Here is a 16,980-nt window from a genome sequence, read left to right as displayed (position 1 = left end):
AGTTAAAAAGTAGCTTTCATCCCTAGCGTATACATTCTTGGTGTCGGAATCAGAAAATTGAAATCAGGATCATTATTATAATCCGACTTGCGCCAGAGGATAAAATTCAGATTATCCGCATTGACATAGACCGTTAACGATTTTACCCCCTTCAGCTGCGTATTCATAGTATATTGCAGATTGATGTCTTTCAGGCGGATATGGTCAGCAGGCTCAATCAAGATATCCGAGTTCTGATAAAATAGGTCGCGTTGACTATTCATGGGATAGATCATTGCCGGTACATTGGTATGCAATTCATCCCCTGGCTGCTTCCACCGCCTGTCAAAGTCATTATTCATCTGCCAATACTGCGCTAGCCCATTGTAATTGATACTTGGTCTCCGGTAAAAGTATTTGAATTTGTACTGTAGGTTTGCCCGAAGCGACCATGATTTCCATGAGAAGGTATTCGCCAGGAAACCACTATACAACGGTACACTTGATCCCAGGTAAGCCACATCGTCAATGCCCACCGACATGATCTTCGCATAATCTTTGGACACTTCACCCTCGTAATACCCCTGCGGTGCACCCGTGTCATGATCCAGTCCGGCAAACTTAAAGGCATATAATCCATATAGGTCCCTGCCGACAACAGGGTTTGGTGCAGTCGTTGCCCACATATAGCTCTCCACATTCGCGTGTTTGTAATTATATTTTGTGACCACGCTTTTGCTATACGTAAATAAGAGATTTGAATTCCATCTAAAATCCTCGGCATTTATATTTACACTCTGTAGATTGAGTTCCAACCCTTTATTTCTGAAATCGGCAATATTGACCGCCTGCGTATAAAAACCTTTTGTCGGATCGATATTGCTTAGCGCTACCAGATCTTTTGCATCTTTTACAAAAAAATCCATCGTACCATTCAAGCGTTTACCTCTTGTTGACCAATCCGCACCGATATTGACAATACGTACCCTTTCGGCCCGGTAGTCTGGATTTGGCGGATTGACCATATATGCATTGGTATACCCTGTATATGGGAATATACCATCATAAGCAATCGTAGGGTAAGCGGAGATCTGCGTGGTCACATTGCCATTTACACCATAGGTAGCCCGGAGTTTTAAATAAGAAAATACATCCTTCGGAAAGAAATCTTCTTTACTCGGTTCCCAAGCAGCCCCTACCGACCATAATGGCTGCCACTTGTTATTGGTAGCAACCCCAAAGAGATTGGCCGCATCCCGGCGCAAACTGCCAGACAATACATACCTGTTTTCCAAGGTATAGGAACCATTAATAAATACCGAAAAGAAGCGCTGTTTATATTCCTCCAGTTTATTTCCACTGATGATCTGACCCCGCCCCTGCAATCCATTAAGCAAGGGAAAACTCGTCTTATAATCCACAGGTGTAAATTCTATCCGGTCCGCATTGTAGCCATATAGTTTATAGCCTTCGATACGGTTGTCCATACTTTTCACTTCCATCCCCGCCAGCATATTTAGCGTACCCAGCCCTACCTGCCTATCAAAAATGGCCGTACCCCGTAGGTAGTGCGAAAACAAATCCCCTATACGCTGCGAATAAATATCTCCCACTGGCACATGATACGTCAATGAGCTGGGTGTGAATTCAGTAAATAGATTGATATAGTGTTGTGCAAAATAAGAATCAATAGACTCATTATTCGTTACCTTACTCAGTGAACGCTGAAACTGATATGAAGTATTCAAACGTAATGCATCACTCAAGCTATAATTTGCAGCTATACTCATGGTTACATCAGTGACACGCGCTAGGTTTTCGCTGGCGTACAATTCATTCAGCATATTGTAATGCGCAGGGAGCATCCGTCCATTTGCCAAGGTATCAATATACGATTTACGTAAGGTCGTTGTCTCCAGATCAATCCCTTTCCCCTGATTATCCACCAGCCGTAGATAAGGATAAAAAGTCTTACCGGCACCCGAATAAAGCGAGCCATAGGCGACCTTTGAGTCACTGCCCTGCGATTTGCGTCCGTTGTCCGAAAATCCGATATTGAGATCTAGCGATAGACGGTCTGTCGGACGGATCGAAGTAACAAATTTGGCACTGATACGATATGTGCTGTTATTCCGGATATTTTCGGCAGCCCGATCATAGCCTAGACTTCCTCTGAAGTCAAGCTTTTTACTCCCATAAGCCAGACTCGTATAGTACTGCTGCGCCACATTATTGCGATACACATATTTCATATAATCATCGCGCACATCATACCGCTCAAATTGAAGCTTCTGCTTATCATAATCATCCTTATTCATCTTACCATCACGAAGCTGACTAAGCAAGTTAACGATGGGTGAGATGGTATAGTCAGGATAGTTTAGCATCCAATCGTAGTAATTGTTTTTAAATAAAATCTCCTCAGCTTCGATAAAGCTTTTGCTCGACATATAAGGAAGCTTATAGATATCCGGCTTCTGCCCTATCTGGATATTGGAACTCGCCTCCAGTTGCATGCGGTCCAGCTTGGCGCCCGATTTTGTTGTCAATACAATAACGCCATTTCCCGACCGGGTACCCCATATGGATGCCGCAGCTGCATCTTTAAGGATGGTTATATTTTCGATGTCATTTGGATTGATATTGCTGAGGTCACCCTCATACGGAAAATTGTCCAGAATGATCAGGGGACTCCAGGCGCCGAGTAAGGTTGAATTACCTCGCTGGTAGATCTGCTCTTCGGGCTTTAGATTAGGTACACGCTTTTCAAAACGCAGCGATGGCGAGAGCCCATCCAACCTATTAATAAAATGGGAAGATTTGCTCACATTAATCTGCTCATTGGTCAGCAGCTCAAAACTTCCTGTCGCCCTTTCCTTCGGAATCTTTTGGTAGCCAGTAGAGACTACCTCCACCTCATCCAATTGATTCTCTAATGGTATCAGTTTTACTTGTAGTGATACCCCTGCGACATAAGATAGTTGTAAGCGCTTGAATCCCATGTGGGAGAACGAAACTGTACCTTTGGGATTGGAAACTGGTAATGAAAATGAACCATCCTTATTAGAAGAGGTCCTTCCCTTTTCACCTTCGACACGGATGGAAACTCCTTGGATAGGTTTACCGTCACTGAACGATACGACAGTACCGCTGATGGATAACAACCCATCCGCCCCGCTGTCCTTGCGGGGCGTTTGAGCTGATAAACTAAACATAGAAACAAGTATGAATACTATAATGAGTATTATAATCTGTATAGTTGGAATACTCGCTACCTTATCTAATAAGGCAGACATACGGTTTGATCTATTTGTCATCTGCTTATCGTTAAGGTTAGTCTACTAATCGTACAAAAAACTCGTGAATTCGCTTGGTGATCTCCAGCTCATCCAAACTAAAACCTGTTGTTTCAGCGTCTGAAAAATCTAATTTGCTCATGTCTACATAGTCTTTATGCACGTGGAAATAGGCAATCAGTACCGCTAACAGATCGAAACCGAATACCTGCTTGTGGCAGAGTTCCAATACGTTTTCATTAGGCCAGCGGTCTGCTGACTTCTTAAGTAGTAAAGAAATGGTATTCTGGATGGTACGGATATCATACTTTTTCCAAAAATCGGCGATCTTATCCGTGGGATCATAATCTTGATCGTGTACTTGGTATATGGCTAGTTCTAAGGCTAGCACATTTGAATATTTTTGATTCATTTTTAAGGTTCATAAAGATGACTTAAGCTTTGTCCGATCAAATGAAACGGACATAGCTTCCCCATTTTCGATTTTTTCGAATTAAAAAGGGTTATCATTAGCAGTATTTTTTTAATACTGTTTATACAACAAATAAAAATTAACGAATCCGCAAAGCGCCCTCAAATCGGTTACTAGTCATCTTCAGGGGTCATTATGGCGCTTCCTTTCGGAAAGAAATAAAAGCCCGATCTACTTTATATAGAATAACAATACAATATTATAGTTTTTAATTTTGTTGTTTAAAAATAAAACGCTACTTTTAAGGTGTTTTACGGCTCGAAAGAGCTTTTATTTAACTTACCCAAAATTAAAGGGTAGTGTATCGAATACAAATCGGGAAAACCTAGTCTAGGGGCCTTTCTAGTGAATACCTATTCGGCACAAACTATTATGCGGATGCCGCTATCCCCTATTTTGGTTTTATATTTTTAACCGATTATTCTGGCCCTGGAATAATCTTGCTAATTAAAATTGAATTGGAAAACCAAATGCTAACCTCCTTGAGGTAAGCCTTGTGTTTTTGGCGGTCTTTGAATCGTTTTATCATAATCATTTTGGTTATTCAAAAACGATAGCACTTATGGAAGCGTGGAAAAGACAATTGGTAAAAAATCAATGAAGCGAACTTCCATGCTTTGCACGTGGCGCCGTCAAGAGCCTCTAAGATCGAAATCTTAATTCCACAAAGACTGACAGGAAGCCCGCTCCATCGAAATGTATGCAAAGATAACAAAATCAATGGAAAGCGAACCCCGTGTCGACCTACGTGGAAAATTTGACGGCTTTCGTGCGTAAGTGACATCGTTTAGAATGAATTAACATTCCTATTGTCGCATTTATTAACTAATACAAATATAGGTCATATTAATGACTTTCGCAAAAATAATTTAAAAAACTCATTAAATAATCTGAAATATGAGCACGTTATTCGGAAAATACTTTGACAAATTAAAAGCAAGCAAAACAAAGGTCGCTGATCTTACAAGCTTAAAAAGACAAAGGATAAGTGACCTCTGCAATAAGGATAACAGTAAATCAACCCCTTTAGAATTTTACAAAATAATACTGACTGCGATCTTATTAAAAAACCTACCGGAAACTGAGTTCAATAATGCTGTAAACGAAATATTCCCTAATAGACCCAATGAAGACCTTCTAAAAGGATTGGATTTTTTATCACCAGAAGTTAAGTTTATACTAACTCACTGTTTATCACAAAAACAAGTTGAAAAAGACATTAAGATGTCTGATGGCAAAATAAGTCGACTCGCTAGTGGTATAGTAAGAGATCTCGAGGCAATTGAATTTATAAGTTTTATCGAGGGATTAGGAGGGAATGTTTTAGAAACCTTTAAAAGAATTTACGGGTCAATAAAAATTGCTGAAAATTCCTTACCTGATGCCGCCATTTTAAATGATAGAACAAATAAGATTTTCCAGTACGTGCGAGCTTATAATAGTATGGACGTGGAAAATATGATAGCAGATTTCACCCAAGACGTTATTTTCAAAAATATTATGAATGGCGAACAAACCCTGCACTTACAAGGAATCGAGGAATTCAAAAAACAAGCCATTGGAGCTCTCTCCTATTTCAGCGAGAGAGAGCAGTCCATCGAGTCAATAACCCACACACATAGTTCGACTGAAATCACGATTAACTACCGAGCGATCGCAGCGATGGATTTTCCTAATGGATTGAAAAAAGATGATGAGATCAATTTGGAAGGCAAGTCTGTCTTTGAGTTTTCTACCGATGGGAAGATAGTTAGGTTGACAGATATTTCCTAACTCACTTTGTGTGCCACCACGCTTAAGAACAAAATTGATAAATGAATTACCACAATCGAATATTCAAAGTTGTCACCAATTCAGATAACGGCAACACTTCAAGTGAAACAACTTTTCACTACAAGCAAGAGGGAAATATCCTCACCTCTATTTATTCTGGTGGTAGCATTGTCTCCGGACATTTGCTCGGAGTCGTCGACGATGATGGAAATATAGATATGCGATATCATCATATTAATCGGGATGGGAAAATAATGACAGGGGTTTGTAAATCTAGACCAGAGATTCTTGAAGATGGAAGAATTAGACTTCACGAGGAATGGCGGTGGACCAATGGCGACCAATCGAGCGGAAAATCTACACTTGAAGAAATTTTATAACCAAGGAATCATTTTTAAAAGTGGTAGAAATTCCAAGCTACTACACTCATATATTGGCTTAACAACTCACAGTAAATGGAGACTATCATACGAGAAATTGAATTTAAAAACTGGCTTCAAGAAAACCATAAGCAAATAACTAGGCCAGAAAAATATATTGGAACTATAAAAACTATATCAAATGATTTAAAACTTCACATTGAAATTAATTCATTATTTCATATAGAGGAAGCTAGCAAAATCAAGGAACTTTACGATTTATATTTTAGTATTCTTGCTTTTGAGAAAAAGAATTCAAGAGGAAACAACATGTACAGCCGTGCATTTGATCTATATCTTGAATTTATGTCAGAACATCAAGGAAACAGCTTTAATGATATCATTGATATTATTAACAGCAACAAAGAAGGCGGCGAAAAAGAGACGTTGATTTTAGCCCGCCTGGGTCAAGGCAGATTTAAAAATAGCTTAATTAAAAGAGGTGGAGGTTGTGCCATTTCCGGTTACCTTAATTCCGACCTTCTTATCGCCTCCCACATCAAACCGTGGAGCAAATGTGATAATTATGAGAAAGTTGACCCTGATAATGGGCTGCTGCTTCTTCCTAATTATGACAAACTCTTTGATAAAGGACTAATCTCTTTTGACGATAATGGATGTATATTGATTTCTGAATTCTTTCTCGATTCTGAAATATTTGGAATAAAGAAGTCTCTAAAAATTAAATTGGGTAGAGGCAGTAAAAAATATATGGAGTTTCATAGATCAAACGTGTTCAAATATTAAGTCATCGACACAAATAGCCAATAAAATCTTATTGCAACGGTTTAGACAGAATAAAAATCGGATAATAAAAATGTTTCTATGAATAATAACTATAACTTTCCTGCTTCGGAAGAATTGAATAGAATAATTGCGAAAAAAAGCGAACAGATTGGTAAGACTTTCAACGGGCCACCTTATGTAGCCATACAGACAATCGTTAGGGCGATAGATATACTTTTTACATTTCATCCTGAAATAACGAATGAAGATCACTTTGACATGGAACTAATTAAATTCGGATGGCCTCAATTATTAAAACCGTTTTATTTTAATTTAAAAATTGATGAAATCAGTCCATTACCTTCCACAACGGAAAAGTTGAGAAATTGGGCTATTTCTAATTTGATCCATTCCGGAAAAATTGCCCTTTGTCAACAAATACTTAGTTATGAAAAAGCTGACCTAATCTCGATTAAAAGGCAGACAGATAAACATTTTATTTTCGAATGTTTACATTCAAATACCGGAATTGAAAGATTTGATCGAGAAAGCATGGATTTTCTAAAACATAATATTATTAGCAGAATAATTGAAGATAAAAAAGCGGCGCTATCTTTCGATGTAGATAGAATCGCAAAAGAATTCAAGAAATTGATAAAAAACCCGTTTGGTGATTACATTAGTTACCAAACTACACCTGATATCGACGACTACTATAATGAACAAGGACATTATCTACTCCTTAAAATGCAAGGTTATGATAATTTTGATCCGAATGACAAATTTGGCGGGATTGAATATCACAAGTACATCACCATCATTGAATTAATTATTGGTGTAGCAATTAAACATTCTGATGCCTGCTTATATTTAAAAGGCAAAAAACCAAATGTACAACTCGAGAATTTAATTTCATATACTCAAAATAAGAATAATGCTATTAATGATTATGCATCATATATTGGTTGGGATCGCCATATAGTTAAACAGATTTTTGAATGCATAACTTTAACAAAAGAAAATTTTGATTACTATTTAGAATATCCTGCACCCCCTCCCCCAATGTTTATCGAAGTAAGCGGTAGCCTTCTGATACGATCAATTGCGGGTTGTCTAGGAAATCCTTTTGCACTATTAAATCGAGAGCTGAAACGAAAATTTATTAAGGATTTTGATAAAGCCGTAAATAATAGAGAGGATAGATTTAGAAAAGAACTTTTTAATTTTTTCTCGAAAGAAAGCATAATTAAAATAGATAGAGAAATTAAAATATCCTTTGATGATGTAAAAACGGATATTGATGCAATAGTTTACAATAAGGAAACCAACACATTAGGCCTATTTCAATTAAAATGGCAAGACCCTTTTTCTCATTCGATTAAAGAACGATTTAGCCGAATAAATAATCTTTTTCCAAAAGCTAACGAATGGCTAACAAAAATAAAAAGGTGGTTGTCCACTTTTGATGATAGGACCATTCTGAATGCGCTTCAAATTGAAAATGTGCTGGGAGAAAAAAGGACGATTGAGCGAGTATACCTTTTTGTGCTTGCAAGAAATCAAATTAATTTCACAGGAATAGAAATGGATGAAACTGCCGCGTGGGGTTCCTGGTATCAACTAATAGAAGCTTATTCCACCATACATACGACATTAAACGACCCTATTGAGGATATGTTTGTTAGACTCAAGGCCTCTTCTCCCCAAGAGAGAATCAAACGAGAAAAGGCTCCGGATTTAGGAGATTTTTGCATCGATTTTGGCGATTTAAAATTGACAAACTAAAAAAATTAGAACAATATTTTGTAGAAAGAACATTTTTAAACTTTGCTAACTATTAAAACTGTTATCTAAATAAAAGTTGATATCATAAAAAAAAATACAAGCCTGATTACCAGAACAAAACAAAAAACAATTTGTCTATTTAAAAACAAAAATGTATTTTTTATCCATGTCTAAGAATACCTATATTGATCTGTTTGCTGGTTGTGGCGGTCTTTCACTTGGCTTTTTTAATTCTAAAGAATGGAAAGCCCAATTTGCTATTGAAAAAAGTCCCGATGCTTTCGAAACACTTCGTTACAATTTAATAGATCAACATAATCATTTTGACTGGCCTGAATGGCTTCCGATCAAAAATCATGATATCAATGATATTATTGATAATTATGGTGACAAATTAAGATCGCTTCGCGGATCAATCGACTTAGTTGCAGGAGGGCCTCCATGTCAGGGGTTTTCAACTGCTGGGAGACGTATTGAAAATGATACGAGAAATAAATTAGTAGAATCCTACGTTAGATTTATTCGTTTAGTCCAACCAAAACTAATTTTCTTTGAGAATGTCAAAGGTTTCACTCAAAAATTTGATAAAAACAAGGTTAAAGGCCGAATCTACTCAGAATATGTCAAGAATTCCTTAAGACGTGTAATGAAAAAGGAAAAGTTTCTGGGTTATGAAGTTTATGGCAAGCTTGTAGACTTTTCTGAATTTGGTGTACCTCAAAAACGGACTCGATTTATTTTAGTTGGCATTAGAAAAGATGTTGTTTCAAAATATAAACCTTATGATTTTTTTAAGCTTTTAATTTCAAATAAGAAGACTTTCGCAGATTCAAAAGGAATAAATCATACCAACAATCTAGAAGATGCTATTTCAGACTTGTTAAGGATCCAAGAAACAGATTGTCCCGATTCGAAAGGATTCAAATCAGGTATTTATAATCAAGAATCATCGAGTTATCAAAAACTCATGCGGAGAGGTTATTTGGACAATATCCCTGATAGCCATCGTTTTGCGAAACATAGCATCAAGACAATTCAAAAGTTTGAATATTTATTGAAATATGCCGAGAAGGGGAAGTCTTTATCCAAGGAAATAAGAGAGAAGTACGATTTGAAGAAAAGAACAATTATACCATTGAGTGGCCAATCTCCCACCCCTACTATCACTACTCTCCCAGATGATTATATCCATTATTGCGAACCACGTATATTTACCGTAAGGGAGTATGCCCGTATACAGTCATTCAATGACTGGTATAAATTCCGCAATAAGTATACAACTGGAGGCAATAGAAGAACACAAGAGGTTCCAAGATATTCTCAAATAGGTAATGCTATCCCTCCTCTTTTTGGCGAGCAAGCTGGTATTATTTTATCACAACTACTATAGATTTCTAATGGAAAACTTTTTACATTTTAAAACTAATGTTCAGCTTAAGAGTATTATAGGAAAAGATCTGATTAACGATGACAACATAGCTATTTTGGAGCTAGTAAAAAATTCTTTTGATGCTGATGCCAAGAAAGTAACCGTATCTTATATTAATCAAAAATATAACGACGACGAAAACGTTGAACAATTTTCCTCCAAGACTTCAAGATTGATTATTCAAGACAATGGAATAGGAATGGATATTGACGACGTCCAAAATAAATGGTTAAATATTGCATATTCGTCTAAAAAGTTAAATAAAACTCAACATAAACGAAGAATGGCAGGGGCAAAAGGCGTTGGCCGTTTTTCTTGCGATCGCTTAGGTGAATATTTAAATCTTTATACAAGGACAACTAAGGATCCTTTATACTATAAACTCACTATAGATTGGAAGTTATTTGAAGTCGAAGATGAAGGAAAACAGATTCAATCTGTTCCTCTAAAATATGAGACTTTGACACAAAATGAATTCAATTTGTTAGGATTTAAAAACTTTAAGCACGGAGTACTCCTCGAAATAATTAAATTGAGAAGTAAATGGGTATATCCTATTTATGATAAAAACAAAAATTTAATCAGTTGGGACGTATCTAAGTTTGTTGACTTAAAAAAATATCTCGAAAAACTCATAAATCCCCATCAAGCTTTTGAAATTAACGATTTCGGAATATTCATTGATACGCCTGAATTTATTCAAGAAAACCTTTCCAAAAGTGTACACGAAAGATTTATTGGTAAAGTGGAAAACCGAATTTTCGACACCTTAGAATTTAAATCTACAGTAATTGAATCTAAAACTGTAGATAACGGCAAAGCTATATTAACTGAATTAAAAGATAAAGGTGAAACAGTATATTGGATAAAAGAGAAGAACTCTTTTTACCCCCAAATTAAGGATACAAAGCTATCAATGTATTTCTTAAACTCCTATGCAAAAGCATTCTTCACAAAACAAACTGGCATTCAATCGGTAAATTATGGATCAATATTTCTTTTCATAAATGGATTTAGAATTCCGCCATATGGCGATGTTGGAAATGACTGGCTGGCTTTAGACCAGCGAAAAGCGCAAGGCACCAGACGATATTTAGGTTCTAGAGATATAATTGGTCAAATCGAAATAACTGATGAAGACAATGATTTTCAGATAATTTCTAGTCGAGAAGGAATTGTTAATAACGAAAACTTTAGAAAGTTAACCTCTTCGGAAAGAAATGACAGCTATTTTTATAAAACACTAAGACGATTAGAAAGATATGTTGTCGAAGGATTAAATTGGGATAGCTCCATTTACGACTCTCAAGACAAAGAAGAATCAACAAAATTAAAAGAAGTTGAATCAAAAATAATTTCAGGCTCTCTTCGAGAGGAAGATCTACAATATAGAGAAGATGAAAGAACCAAAAAATCGAGAGTATATGCCACAATACATACGCTGATTGCTGCCAAAGCTTCAGAAGTTTTAGAGCTATATATAAACGAAAATCTAATAATTCAAAAAATAGAAGAAGAGCGAGAAATATCGGAAAGAGAGTTTAATCAACTTATAGATGATTTTGCGAAGAAAAAAATAGATGGAGAAATTCTTAGTAAAATACTTCATAAAAAAGCTCAGGAAAATGAAGAGTTGGAAAAACAATTAAAAGAGTTTTCGAAATATACGACAAATGACGCGACCTCGAAAGCAATACTAGAAATTCAACTTTATAAAAACACCATTGAAAAACAAACGTTTTTAATCAAAGATTTACAGAATCAATTATTAGAGTTAAAAAACCAAAAAGAGTCGGCTGAAAATTCAGCTAATACCTTAAAGAATAAGATTATAAAGGCAGAGTCTGATTTGGATATCGAAAAGGAAAAAAATCTATATTTACTAGCAACGAGAAGGACCTTAAGCCCAGACGCAGATGGGCTCATACACACCATCAAGATCAATAATATTGAGGTACGAGATGGTATTGAGAATATTATTGACAATTTAACGGAAAATGATTTCGAAATTCATAGCCTAATTGAAAAGTTGGGATTTTTGAAAGTATGTGCAGAAAGGTCCCTAAAGATGGCTGAATTTGTAACAAGGGCAGATTTAAAAGAAGACATTGAAAAGAAAGATGTAGATGTGGTAAAGTATATTGTTGAATATGTATCCTTATACGGAAATACTTTCTCAGATAGCTTATCATTTTCCTTTTTAAACGAGAATGAAAAATTAATAAAAAATATTAGTGTATTAAATATGTCTATTGTATTAGATAATTTAATAAGCAATTCTGTTAAATGGAACGCGAAAAATATTCAAATAGAATTTATTAAAACAAACGAAAAACAGCTAGTTATTTATTTTTCTGATGACGGAATAGGGTTATCTAAAAATTTTACTAATAATTCTAAACAGATTTTTGAATTGTCAGTCAGAGATATCCCTCCAGCTGGAGCTAGTGGTTCGGGGATTGGATTGTATTATACCAAAAATCTTCTATCTGAAATAAATAGTGATATTGAATTTTCAGGAAATGGACTAAAGTTGTCTGGAGCAACCTTTAAAATTATTATAAATACTATATGAACATAAAAAGAATACTTTATATTGATGATAATAAAATAAATGCTCAAATTGAAAACCTTCGAAGTAAATTAAAGAAACAGGGTTATGAATTAAATGAGACTTTTTTACATCTAAACGAGGACTTTATGAAGAAGAATCCCGATACTGGTGAAACGGTCCTTGACAAAAGCAAAATTCAGGCTTATATAAATGAGAATTATGTTAATGACAGTTTTGATATCGTGGCATCTGATTATGATTTTAAAGACAAAAATTTAGATGGATTTGAATTACTGAAATGGATAAAAAACGAATGCGTTTCAAAAAAATATAGATTACGAAGAGCTAAATTTTGCCTATATTCAGCAGAACAAGATAAAGTAGCCAGAATTTTTAATACCCCTGAACAAGTTAAAAAGCTAATTAAACTAAAAATAGATGATTTTATAGATAGAGGTAGAATACCAGAAGAAATCACTCAAATCCTTACAGCACCACAAAAGACATATTATTTTAGAGACCATATAATTGGATACTTAGAAAGATTTGGTGAAGAAAAATTTAAAAGTGCTTATCCTAAATTTAAGGGGATGAAGCTTGCTGATATTGCTCACGAAATCGATAAGGATTTACCTAACGGAATTGAATTTCAAAAACATTTAGTAGAGCTAACTGTAGCTCATTTAATTGAACTTAATAACTTTCCACAAGAGTGATTCAAATTATTATATCTATTGATCCTTCTACAGATTTCCTGTATGGAATCGTCGAAAATTTTAAAAATAAAAATATTAACTACAATCTTACAGAGATTCATCCGAACGAAGAATCATATGAAAGTGCTTTCGAATTCATTTCAAATGTTACAAAAAAAACTGTAATAATATTTCTTGGTCACGGGCAACCAAATTTACTATATGGTGGTGAATCCAGTGAACACTTCCCAAAAAGGGCTTTTGTTAAGTTGAATGAAATGGCTATATTTGAAGGGCAATATTTGTTTCTCCTTGCTTGTAATTCGGCATCATTAATCAGAAGTTCTTTTAAGCAATCAAAAACAATTAATTCTATTGGATTTGGGGCTTTACCTACTTCATTGGAAGAAGTTGAAAATAATAGAAGATTAGAATCCGAAAAAATCTCTAAAGCAACAATTGAAGATTTTAAACAAGAAATTGTGATAACAGTTTCAGATGCTATTATACGTTATCACAATGACTTTAACAGATTATCTGACTATTTAGCTTTACTTCTGGATCAAAGGATTAATAATGCTGTTTTGGTAAAAAAAGATAGGTTATTGGCTGATCTATTGTTCCATATGAGAAAGGAATTAATTATATTCTGATTTTATTGGTAAGCCCAATTCTTAAAAATTTTCTCTTTAATATCCCTTTAAATAAGAAACAAATTTCATAAATAACTTGTAACCAAACAATTAAAATCCTAACGAACTGTTTTTCCGTCTTTATATAAAACAAATAGAATTTTATAAATTAGATAATGAGTTATTACGATGAAAGCGACAGAATTCATGTTCCCCAATTTGAGGAAGCTGCAGGATTCTATACAAGCAAAAAACGTAGTGCACAAATGTCCAAGATCAAGAGCCGCAATTCAAAACCCGAGCTGATCCTGCGGAGGGCGCTCTGGTCAAAAAACATCCGTTTCCGCCTACACGACAAATCCCTTCCCGGCACTCCCGACATCGTAATAAAAAAATACAAGCTTGCGATATTTGTCGACGGCGAATTCTGGCATGGATTCGACTGGAAAAATAATAAGGAACGTATAAAATCCAACCGCCTTTTCTGGATACCCAAGATCGAGCGCAATATGCAAAAGGATATCCGCGTCAATAGAGCCCTACGTGACATGGACTACGTCGTATTCAGGTTCTGGACGCAAGATATTCTTAAAAACCTACCTAAAGTACTGAATCAGATAGAGCTATTCTTAGAAACCAGAAAACTCTGGAAATAGGTAAATCATCCTTTAAAAACATTTTCGCGATGCCAAGCTAGGTTTTCCTGCGATGGATAATACCTGTTTACCTGAGGGAGCAAAATTGTCCTTCCTTTCAATTTCGATAAACTATAGGGATGGTCTACCAGCTCGTCGATATGAGCTGAAACCATAATGGTATAATTCTCTACAACACTGACCAGTCCCCTATCAAATGCACGATGCAGGTTTGGACATAGTGCTATCCCATTCGTCACCTTGTCATCATGCGTCACCGCAAAAGGAACGATATGGCACGCATCAATAAAATTGTATTTGAAAGTAGACCGCATCCGCATACCTGTCATGGCACAGGTATCCTGATAGAGCTGCGGGATATAGCGTTTGAACAACCCCGATCTGACAAACACATCTTCCTCGGTCTGAATGGAAATATGTTTGTACTGTGCCTCGGCCTCATTTAGCACCAAAGATTGTACTTCATGGTAAAAGCCGTCATTCAGTTCCTTATGGCGATGGTATGCTAGCCGCTCATCCGGAAAGTAAACAGAAAGTAGCTGATCACGAACTGCAGCGCGATTTAATGGATCACTGAGCAAAACAGCCAGCTTATCGTCGAATGCACCATAGGCTATTACCTCCGAAAGGATCTTTACACTTTTGATATGTGCATTGATCTGAAAGCCGGGATTTGGATAAAGAGCCCAGAAGCCCCGCCCTGCTGCTTTGTCGGACTGCAAATAATAAAAGGGCTGCGTGAAGTCGGGTTGATTTGATGTACGTACCAGCAGGCGCCAGTTTTCCTGAAACAATCCCACAAGATCGACATTGACTTCAAAGCGGTTGTCTAGTATAAGAGCTTTGTCGATCAGTTCGACCAAAGTCAGGAGCAAGATCGGCTTATGTGGTGCCAATCCATATTTTGTATTTGCCCTTTTCACACGGGCGAAAGCATTGAGATAAACTTGCAGATCAGGATTCATTGGGATTAAAGTTAGTAAAGATCGTCTGAATTGGAAACGATTATTCTAAACCTCTCTCCTATAAGAACTTTTTAGCTATGATAATCAACCTTTAGACCACTATGCCGCAAGTAAGTTGTGCGATTATTAGAACACGCTAATAAAATATTGATCTACCAACGGTCGGCTCTGATACATTCCAAACTAGTCTATTAAGCGCTGCTTTTTCAATTCTTCCAATATAAGGATGTCCACTGCAGACGTTCTATATCTATCTTCATATTTTATCCACTCAAATGACTCGACTTCATTAGAAGCCTTTAATGTTCCACTGAAATCAGAGAAATAGCATAACATTCGTACTACAACTCCCGGTTCGTGGCCATCAGCTTGAGCTTCAAAACTTCCAAAGAATTTCACGGTGTTTTCCAATATATGGACATTAAGTTCCTCTAAAATTTCCCTTTTAAGACATTCTACATCTGATTCGTTGTTTTCTCTTTTTCCACCTGGGAAGTAAAGCTTGTTTTTTGATTTGGAAAGGGTGCTGAGAACACTATTGTTACTAATATGAATCAAAGCCACCTTGTCTATTATTTTATTCATTATAAGTTTTTTTAATATTACACGTAAAGATAATCAAACGCGATTATTTCATTTTGTTTTTGATCAGTACGGAGTCGTTCACTTCGACAGATCAAGTTAGGAACAATAATATACGGACATTCATGGAATGAAAGACCGATAATCAGCTTAAACCATCAACACATCAGGATTGGTGAAATCTAATTTCTAAAGCTGGATAACGACGTTTCATCGTTAAAATAGCAAAATCCCTGTTCTCAAATTTACCCTCGTCCCATTTCCAATAAACTGGATGCAATTTCTCCTTAGGATCAATGAGCACTCACCAGGCTTTAAAACGGGTGCCGTAAGTTTCTTTAAAAATTTCGATATGCTCTTTATATGCTGTCATCACAATATGGTATGTCCAAACTTACATAAAATCTGCTAATTACACAGATGGAATTAAAAAGGGGCAATTCTTTACGACCGATTGCTTCAAACAAGATAATCATTAACTTTGAACCACTATGCTGCAAGTAACCTGTGCGATAATAGAACACGCCAATAAAATACTGATCTGCCAACGGTCGGCTTCAATGAAACTTCCATTGAAATGGGAGTTTGCGGGTGGCAAGATTGAAACCGGAGAATCTAAAGAAGAATGTCTACACAGAGAAATCAAAGAGGAACTCCATATTGATATTAATATACATAGCGCACTAACGATGGTAGAGCACCACTACGCCGACTTCTCGCTGCAGCTCTACCCTTTTGTATGCAGCCTAAAATCAGGAGAAGTAAAAGCACTGGAACATGCCCAGGCGATATGGGTAGCTGCTGCTCAATTAAGAAACTACGACTGGGCAGAAGCGGACCTGCCTATTGTAAACGAGTATACCGCTTACGCAACATCGACTAAGTAATAGCACCTATCTGCGTATATAAAGCCCCAAAAACAAAAAGAGCTTCCCTCTAACCGGCAGAGGGAAGCAATTTGGCTAATGAGCTGGTTTATTTAACCTTACTTTGGCATTTTGCTGATGCATTGCTGCA

General features: G+C 36.2%; 14 protein-coding genes. 10 read left to right on the top strand and 4 right to left on the bottom strand.

Annotated features, from left to right (window positions below; all coding sequences use genetic code 11):
* Positions 1 to 2: 2 nt before the first annotated feature.
* Both BWD42_RS02420 and BWD42_RS02415 read right to left on the bottom strand, forming a co-directional pair.
* Positions 3 to 3,194: a SusC/RagA family TonB-linked outer membrane protein gene (locus tag BWD42_RS02420; protein ID WP_175991933.1), complete on the bottom strand. Its 3,192-nt coding sequence runs from the start codon at positions 3,192 to 3,194 to the stop codon at positions 3 to 5.
* 118 nt (positions 3,195 to 3,312) lie between these two features.
* Positions 3,313 to 3,687, bottom strand: a complete 375-nt coding sequence (locus BWD42_RS02415; RefSeq protein ID WP_077432877.1) for a hypothetical protein — start codon at positions 3,685 to 3,687, stop codon at positions 3,313 to 3,315.
* Between the two features lie 957 nt (positions 3,688 to 4,644).
* Between BWD42_RS02415 and BWD42_RS24840 the strand changes: the two genes are divergently transcribed.
* From BWD42_RS24840 to BWD42_RS02370, 9 genes are all read left to right on the top strand, one after another.
* On the top strand, positions 4,645 to 5,520 hold the full coding sequence (locus BWD42_RS24840; protein ID WP_217699984.1) for a nuclear transport factor 2 family protein: 876 nt from the start codon (positions 4,645 to 4,647) through the stop codon (positions 5,518 to 5,520).
* Between the two features lie 41 nt (positions 5,521 to 5,561).
* A complete protein-coding gene (locus BWD42_RS02405; protein ID WP_077432876.1) occupies positions 5,562 to 5,900 on the top strand; it encodes a n-acetylglutamate synthase in 339 nt (112 codons plus the stop codon).
* Between the two features lie 75 nt (positions 5,901 to 5,975).
* On the top strand, positions 5,976 to 6,686 hold the full coding sequence (locus BWD42_RS02400) for an HNH endonuclease (protein WP_077432875.1): 711 nt from the start codon (positions 5,976 to 5,978) through the stop codon (positions 6,684 to 6,686).
* A 78-nt stretch (positions 6,687 to 6,764) separates the two neighbouring features.
* The gene (locus BWD42_RS02395; RefSeq protein ID WP_077432874.1) at positions 6,765 to 8,450 is read left to right on the top strand and encodes a hypothetical protein; all 1,686 of its coding nucleotides are present in this window, start codon (positions 6,765 to 6,767) and stop codon (positions 8,448 to 8,450) included.
* Positions 8,451 to 8,616: 166 nt separating this feature from the next.
* Complete coding sequence (locus BWD42_RS02390; protein ID WP_077432873.1) at positions 8,617 to 9,840, top strand: DNA cytosine methyltransferase; 1,224 nt, start codon at positions 8,617 to 8,619, stop codon at positions 9,838 to 9,840.
* Positions 9,841 to 9,847: 7 nt separating this feature from the next.
* Positions 9,848 to 12,454: an ATP-binding protein gene (locus BWD42_RS02385; RefSeq protein ID WP_077432872.1), complete on the top strand. Its 2,607-nt coding sequence runs from the start codon at positions 9,848 to 9,850 to the stop codon at positions 12,452 to 12,454.
* A complete protein-coding gene (locus tag BWD42_RS02380; protein WP_077432871.1) occupies positions 12,451 to 13,149 on the top strand; it encodes a hypothetical protein in 699 nt (232 codons plus the stop codon). Before BWD42_RS02385 ends, BWD42_RS02380 begins: the two co-directional genes overlap by 4 nt.
* A complete protein-coding gene (locus tag BWD42_RS02375) occupies positions 13,146 to 13,781 on the top strand; it encodes a hypothetical protein (protein WP_077432870.1) in 636 nt (211 codons plus the stop codon). Before BWD42_RS02380 ends, BWD42_RS02375 begins: the two co-directional genes overlap by 4 nt.
* Before the next feature lie 155 nt (positions 13,782 to 13,936).
* Positions 13,937 to 14,416, top strand: coding sequence for a very short patch repair endonuclease (locus BWD42_RS02370; protein WP_077432869.1), 480 nt, complete (start codon positions 13,937 to 13,939; stop codon positions 14,414 to 14,416).
* A 5-nt stretch (positions 14,417 to 14,421) separates the two neighbouring features.
* Here the strand turns inward: BWD42_RS02370 and BWD42_RS02365 are convergent, their stop codons facing one another.
* Positions 14,422 to 15,381, bottom strand: a complete 960-nt coding sequence (locus BWD42_RS02365; RefSeq protein WP_077432868.1) for an HNH endonuclease — start codon at positions 15,379 to 15,381, stop codon at positions 14,422 to 14,424.
* 183 nt (positions 15,382 to 15,564) lie between these two features.
* On the bottom strand, positions 15,565 to 15,966 hold the full coding sequence (locus BWD42_RS02360; RefSeq protein ID WP_139350991.1) for an NUDIX hydrolase: 402 nt from the start codon (positions 15,964 to 15,966) through the stop codon (positions 15,565 to 15,567).
* Positions 15,967 to 16,454: 488 nt separating this feature from the next.
* Here BWD42_RS02360 and BWD42_RS02355 point away from each other — a divergent pair, with 488 nt between their 5' ends.
* The gene (locus tag BWD42_RS02355) at positions 16,455 to 16,850 is read left to right on the top strand and encodes a (deoxy)nucleoside triphosphate pyrophosphohydrolase (RefSeq protein WP_077432867.1); all 396 of its coding nucleotides are present in this window, start codon (positions 16,455 to 16,457) and stop codon (positions 16,848 to 16,850) included.
* The last annotated feature ends 130 nt before the right edge of the window (positions 16,851 to 16,980 follow it).

Origin of the sequence: Sphingobacterium sp. CZ-UAM (assembly GCF_002000245.1) — a bacterium.
In the GTDB taxonomy this organism is placed as follows: Bacteria; Bacteroidota; Bacteroidia; order Sphingobacteriales; family Sphingobacteriaceae; genus Sphingobacterium.
This window is presented reverse-complemented; position numbering and strand designations above follow the sequence as displayed.

Excerpts from the sequence above, each read along its gene's own strand:
- BWD42_RS02365 (WP_077432868.1), bottom strand. The coding sequence starts at position 15,381 with ATGAATCCTGATCTGCAAGTTTATCTCAATGCTTTCGCCCGTGTGAAA.
- BWD42_RS24840 (WP_217699984.1), top strand. The coding sequence starts at position 4,645 with ATGAGCACGTTATTCGGAAAATACTTTGACAAATTAAAAGCAAGCAAA.
- BWD42_RS02385 (WP_077432872.1), top strand. The coding sequence starts at position 9,848 with ATGGAAAACTTTTTACATTTTAAAACTAATGTTCAGCTTAAGAGTATT.
- BWD42_RS02420 (WP_175991933.1), bottom strand. The coding sequence starts at position 3,194 with ATGTTTAGTTTATCAGCTCAAACGCCCCGCAAGGACAGCGGGGCGGAT.
- BWD42_RS02360 (WP_139350991.1), bottom strand. The coding sequence starts at position 15,966 with ATGAATAAAATAATAGACAAGGTGGCTTTGATTCATATTAGTAACAAT.
- BWD42_RS02395 (WP_077432874.1), top strand. The coding sequence starts at position 6,765 with ATGAATAATAACTATAACTTTCCTGCTTCGGAAGAATTGAATAGAATA.
- BWD42_RS02355 (WP_077432867.1), top strand. The coding sequence starts at position 16,455 with ATGCTGCAAGTAACCTGTGCGATAATAGAACACGCCAATAAAATACTG.
- BWD42_RS02370 (WP_077432869.1), top strand. The coding sequence starts at position 13,937 with ATGAGTTATTACGATGAAAGCGACAGAATTCATGTTCCCCAATTTGAG.
- BWD42_RS02400 (WP_077432875.1), top strand. The coding sequence starts at position 5,976 with ATGGAGACTATCATACGAGAAATTGAATTTAAAAACTGGCTTCAAGAA.
- BWD42_RS02390 (WP_077432873.1), top strand. The coding sequence starts at position 8,617 with ATGTCTAAGAATACCTATATTGATCTGTTTGCTGGTTGTGGCGGTCTT.
- BWD42_RS02380 (WP_077432871.1), top strand. The coding sequence starts at position 12,451 with ATGAACATAAAAAGAATACTTTATATTGATGATAATAAAATAAATGCT.
- BWD42_RS02415 (WP_077432877.1), bottom strand. The coding sequence starts at position 3,687 with ATGAATCAAAAATATTCAAATGTGCTAGCCTTAGAACTAGCCATATAC.
- BWD42_RS02405 (WP_077432876.1), top strand. The coding sequence starts at position 5,562 with ATGAATTACCACAATCGAATATTCAAAGTTGTCACCAATTCAGATAAC.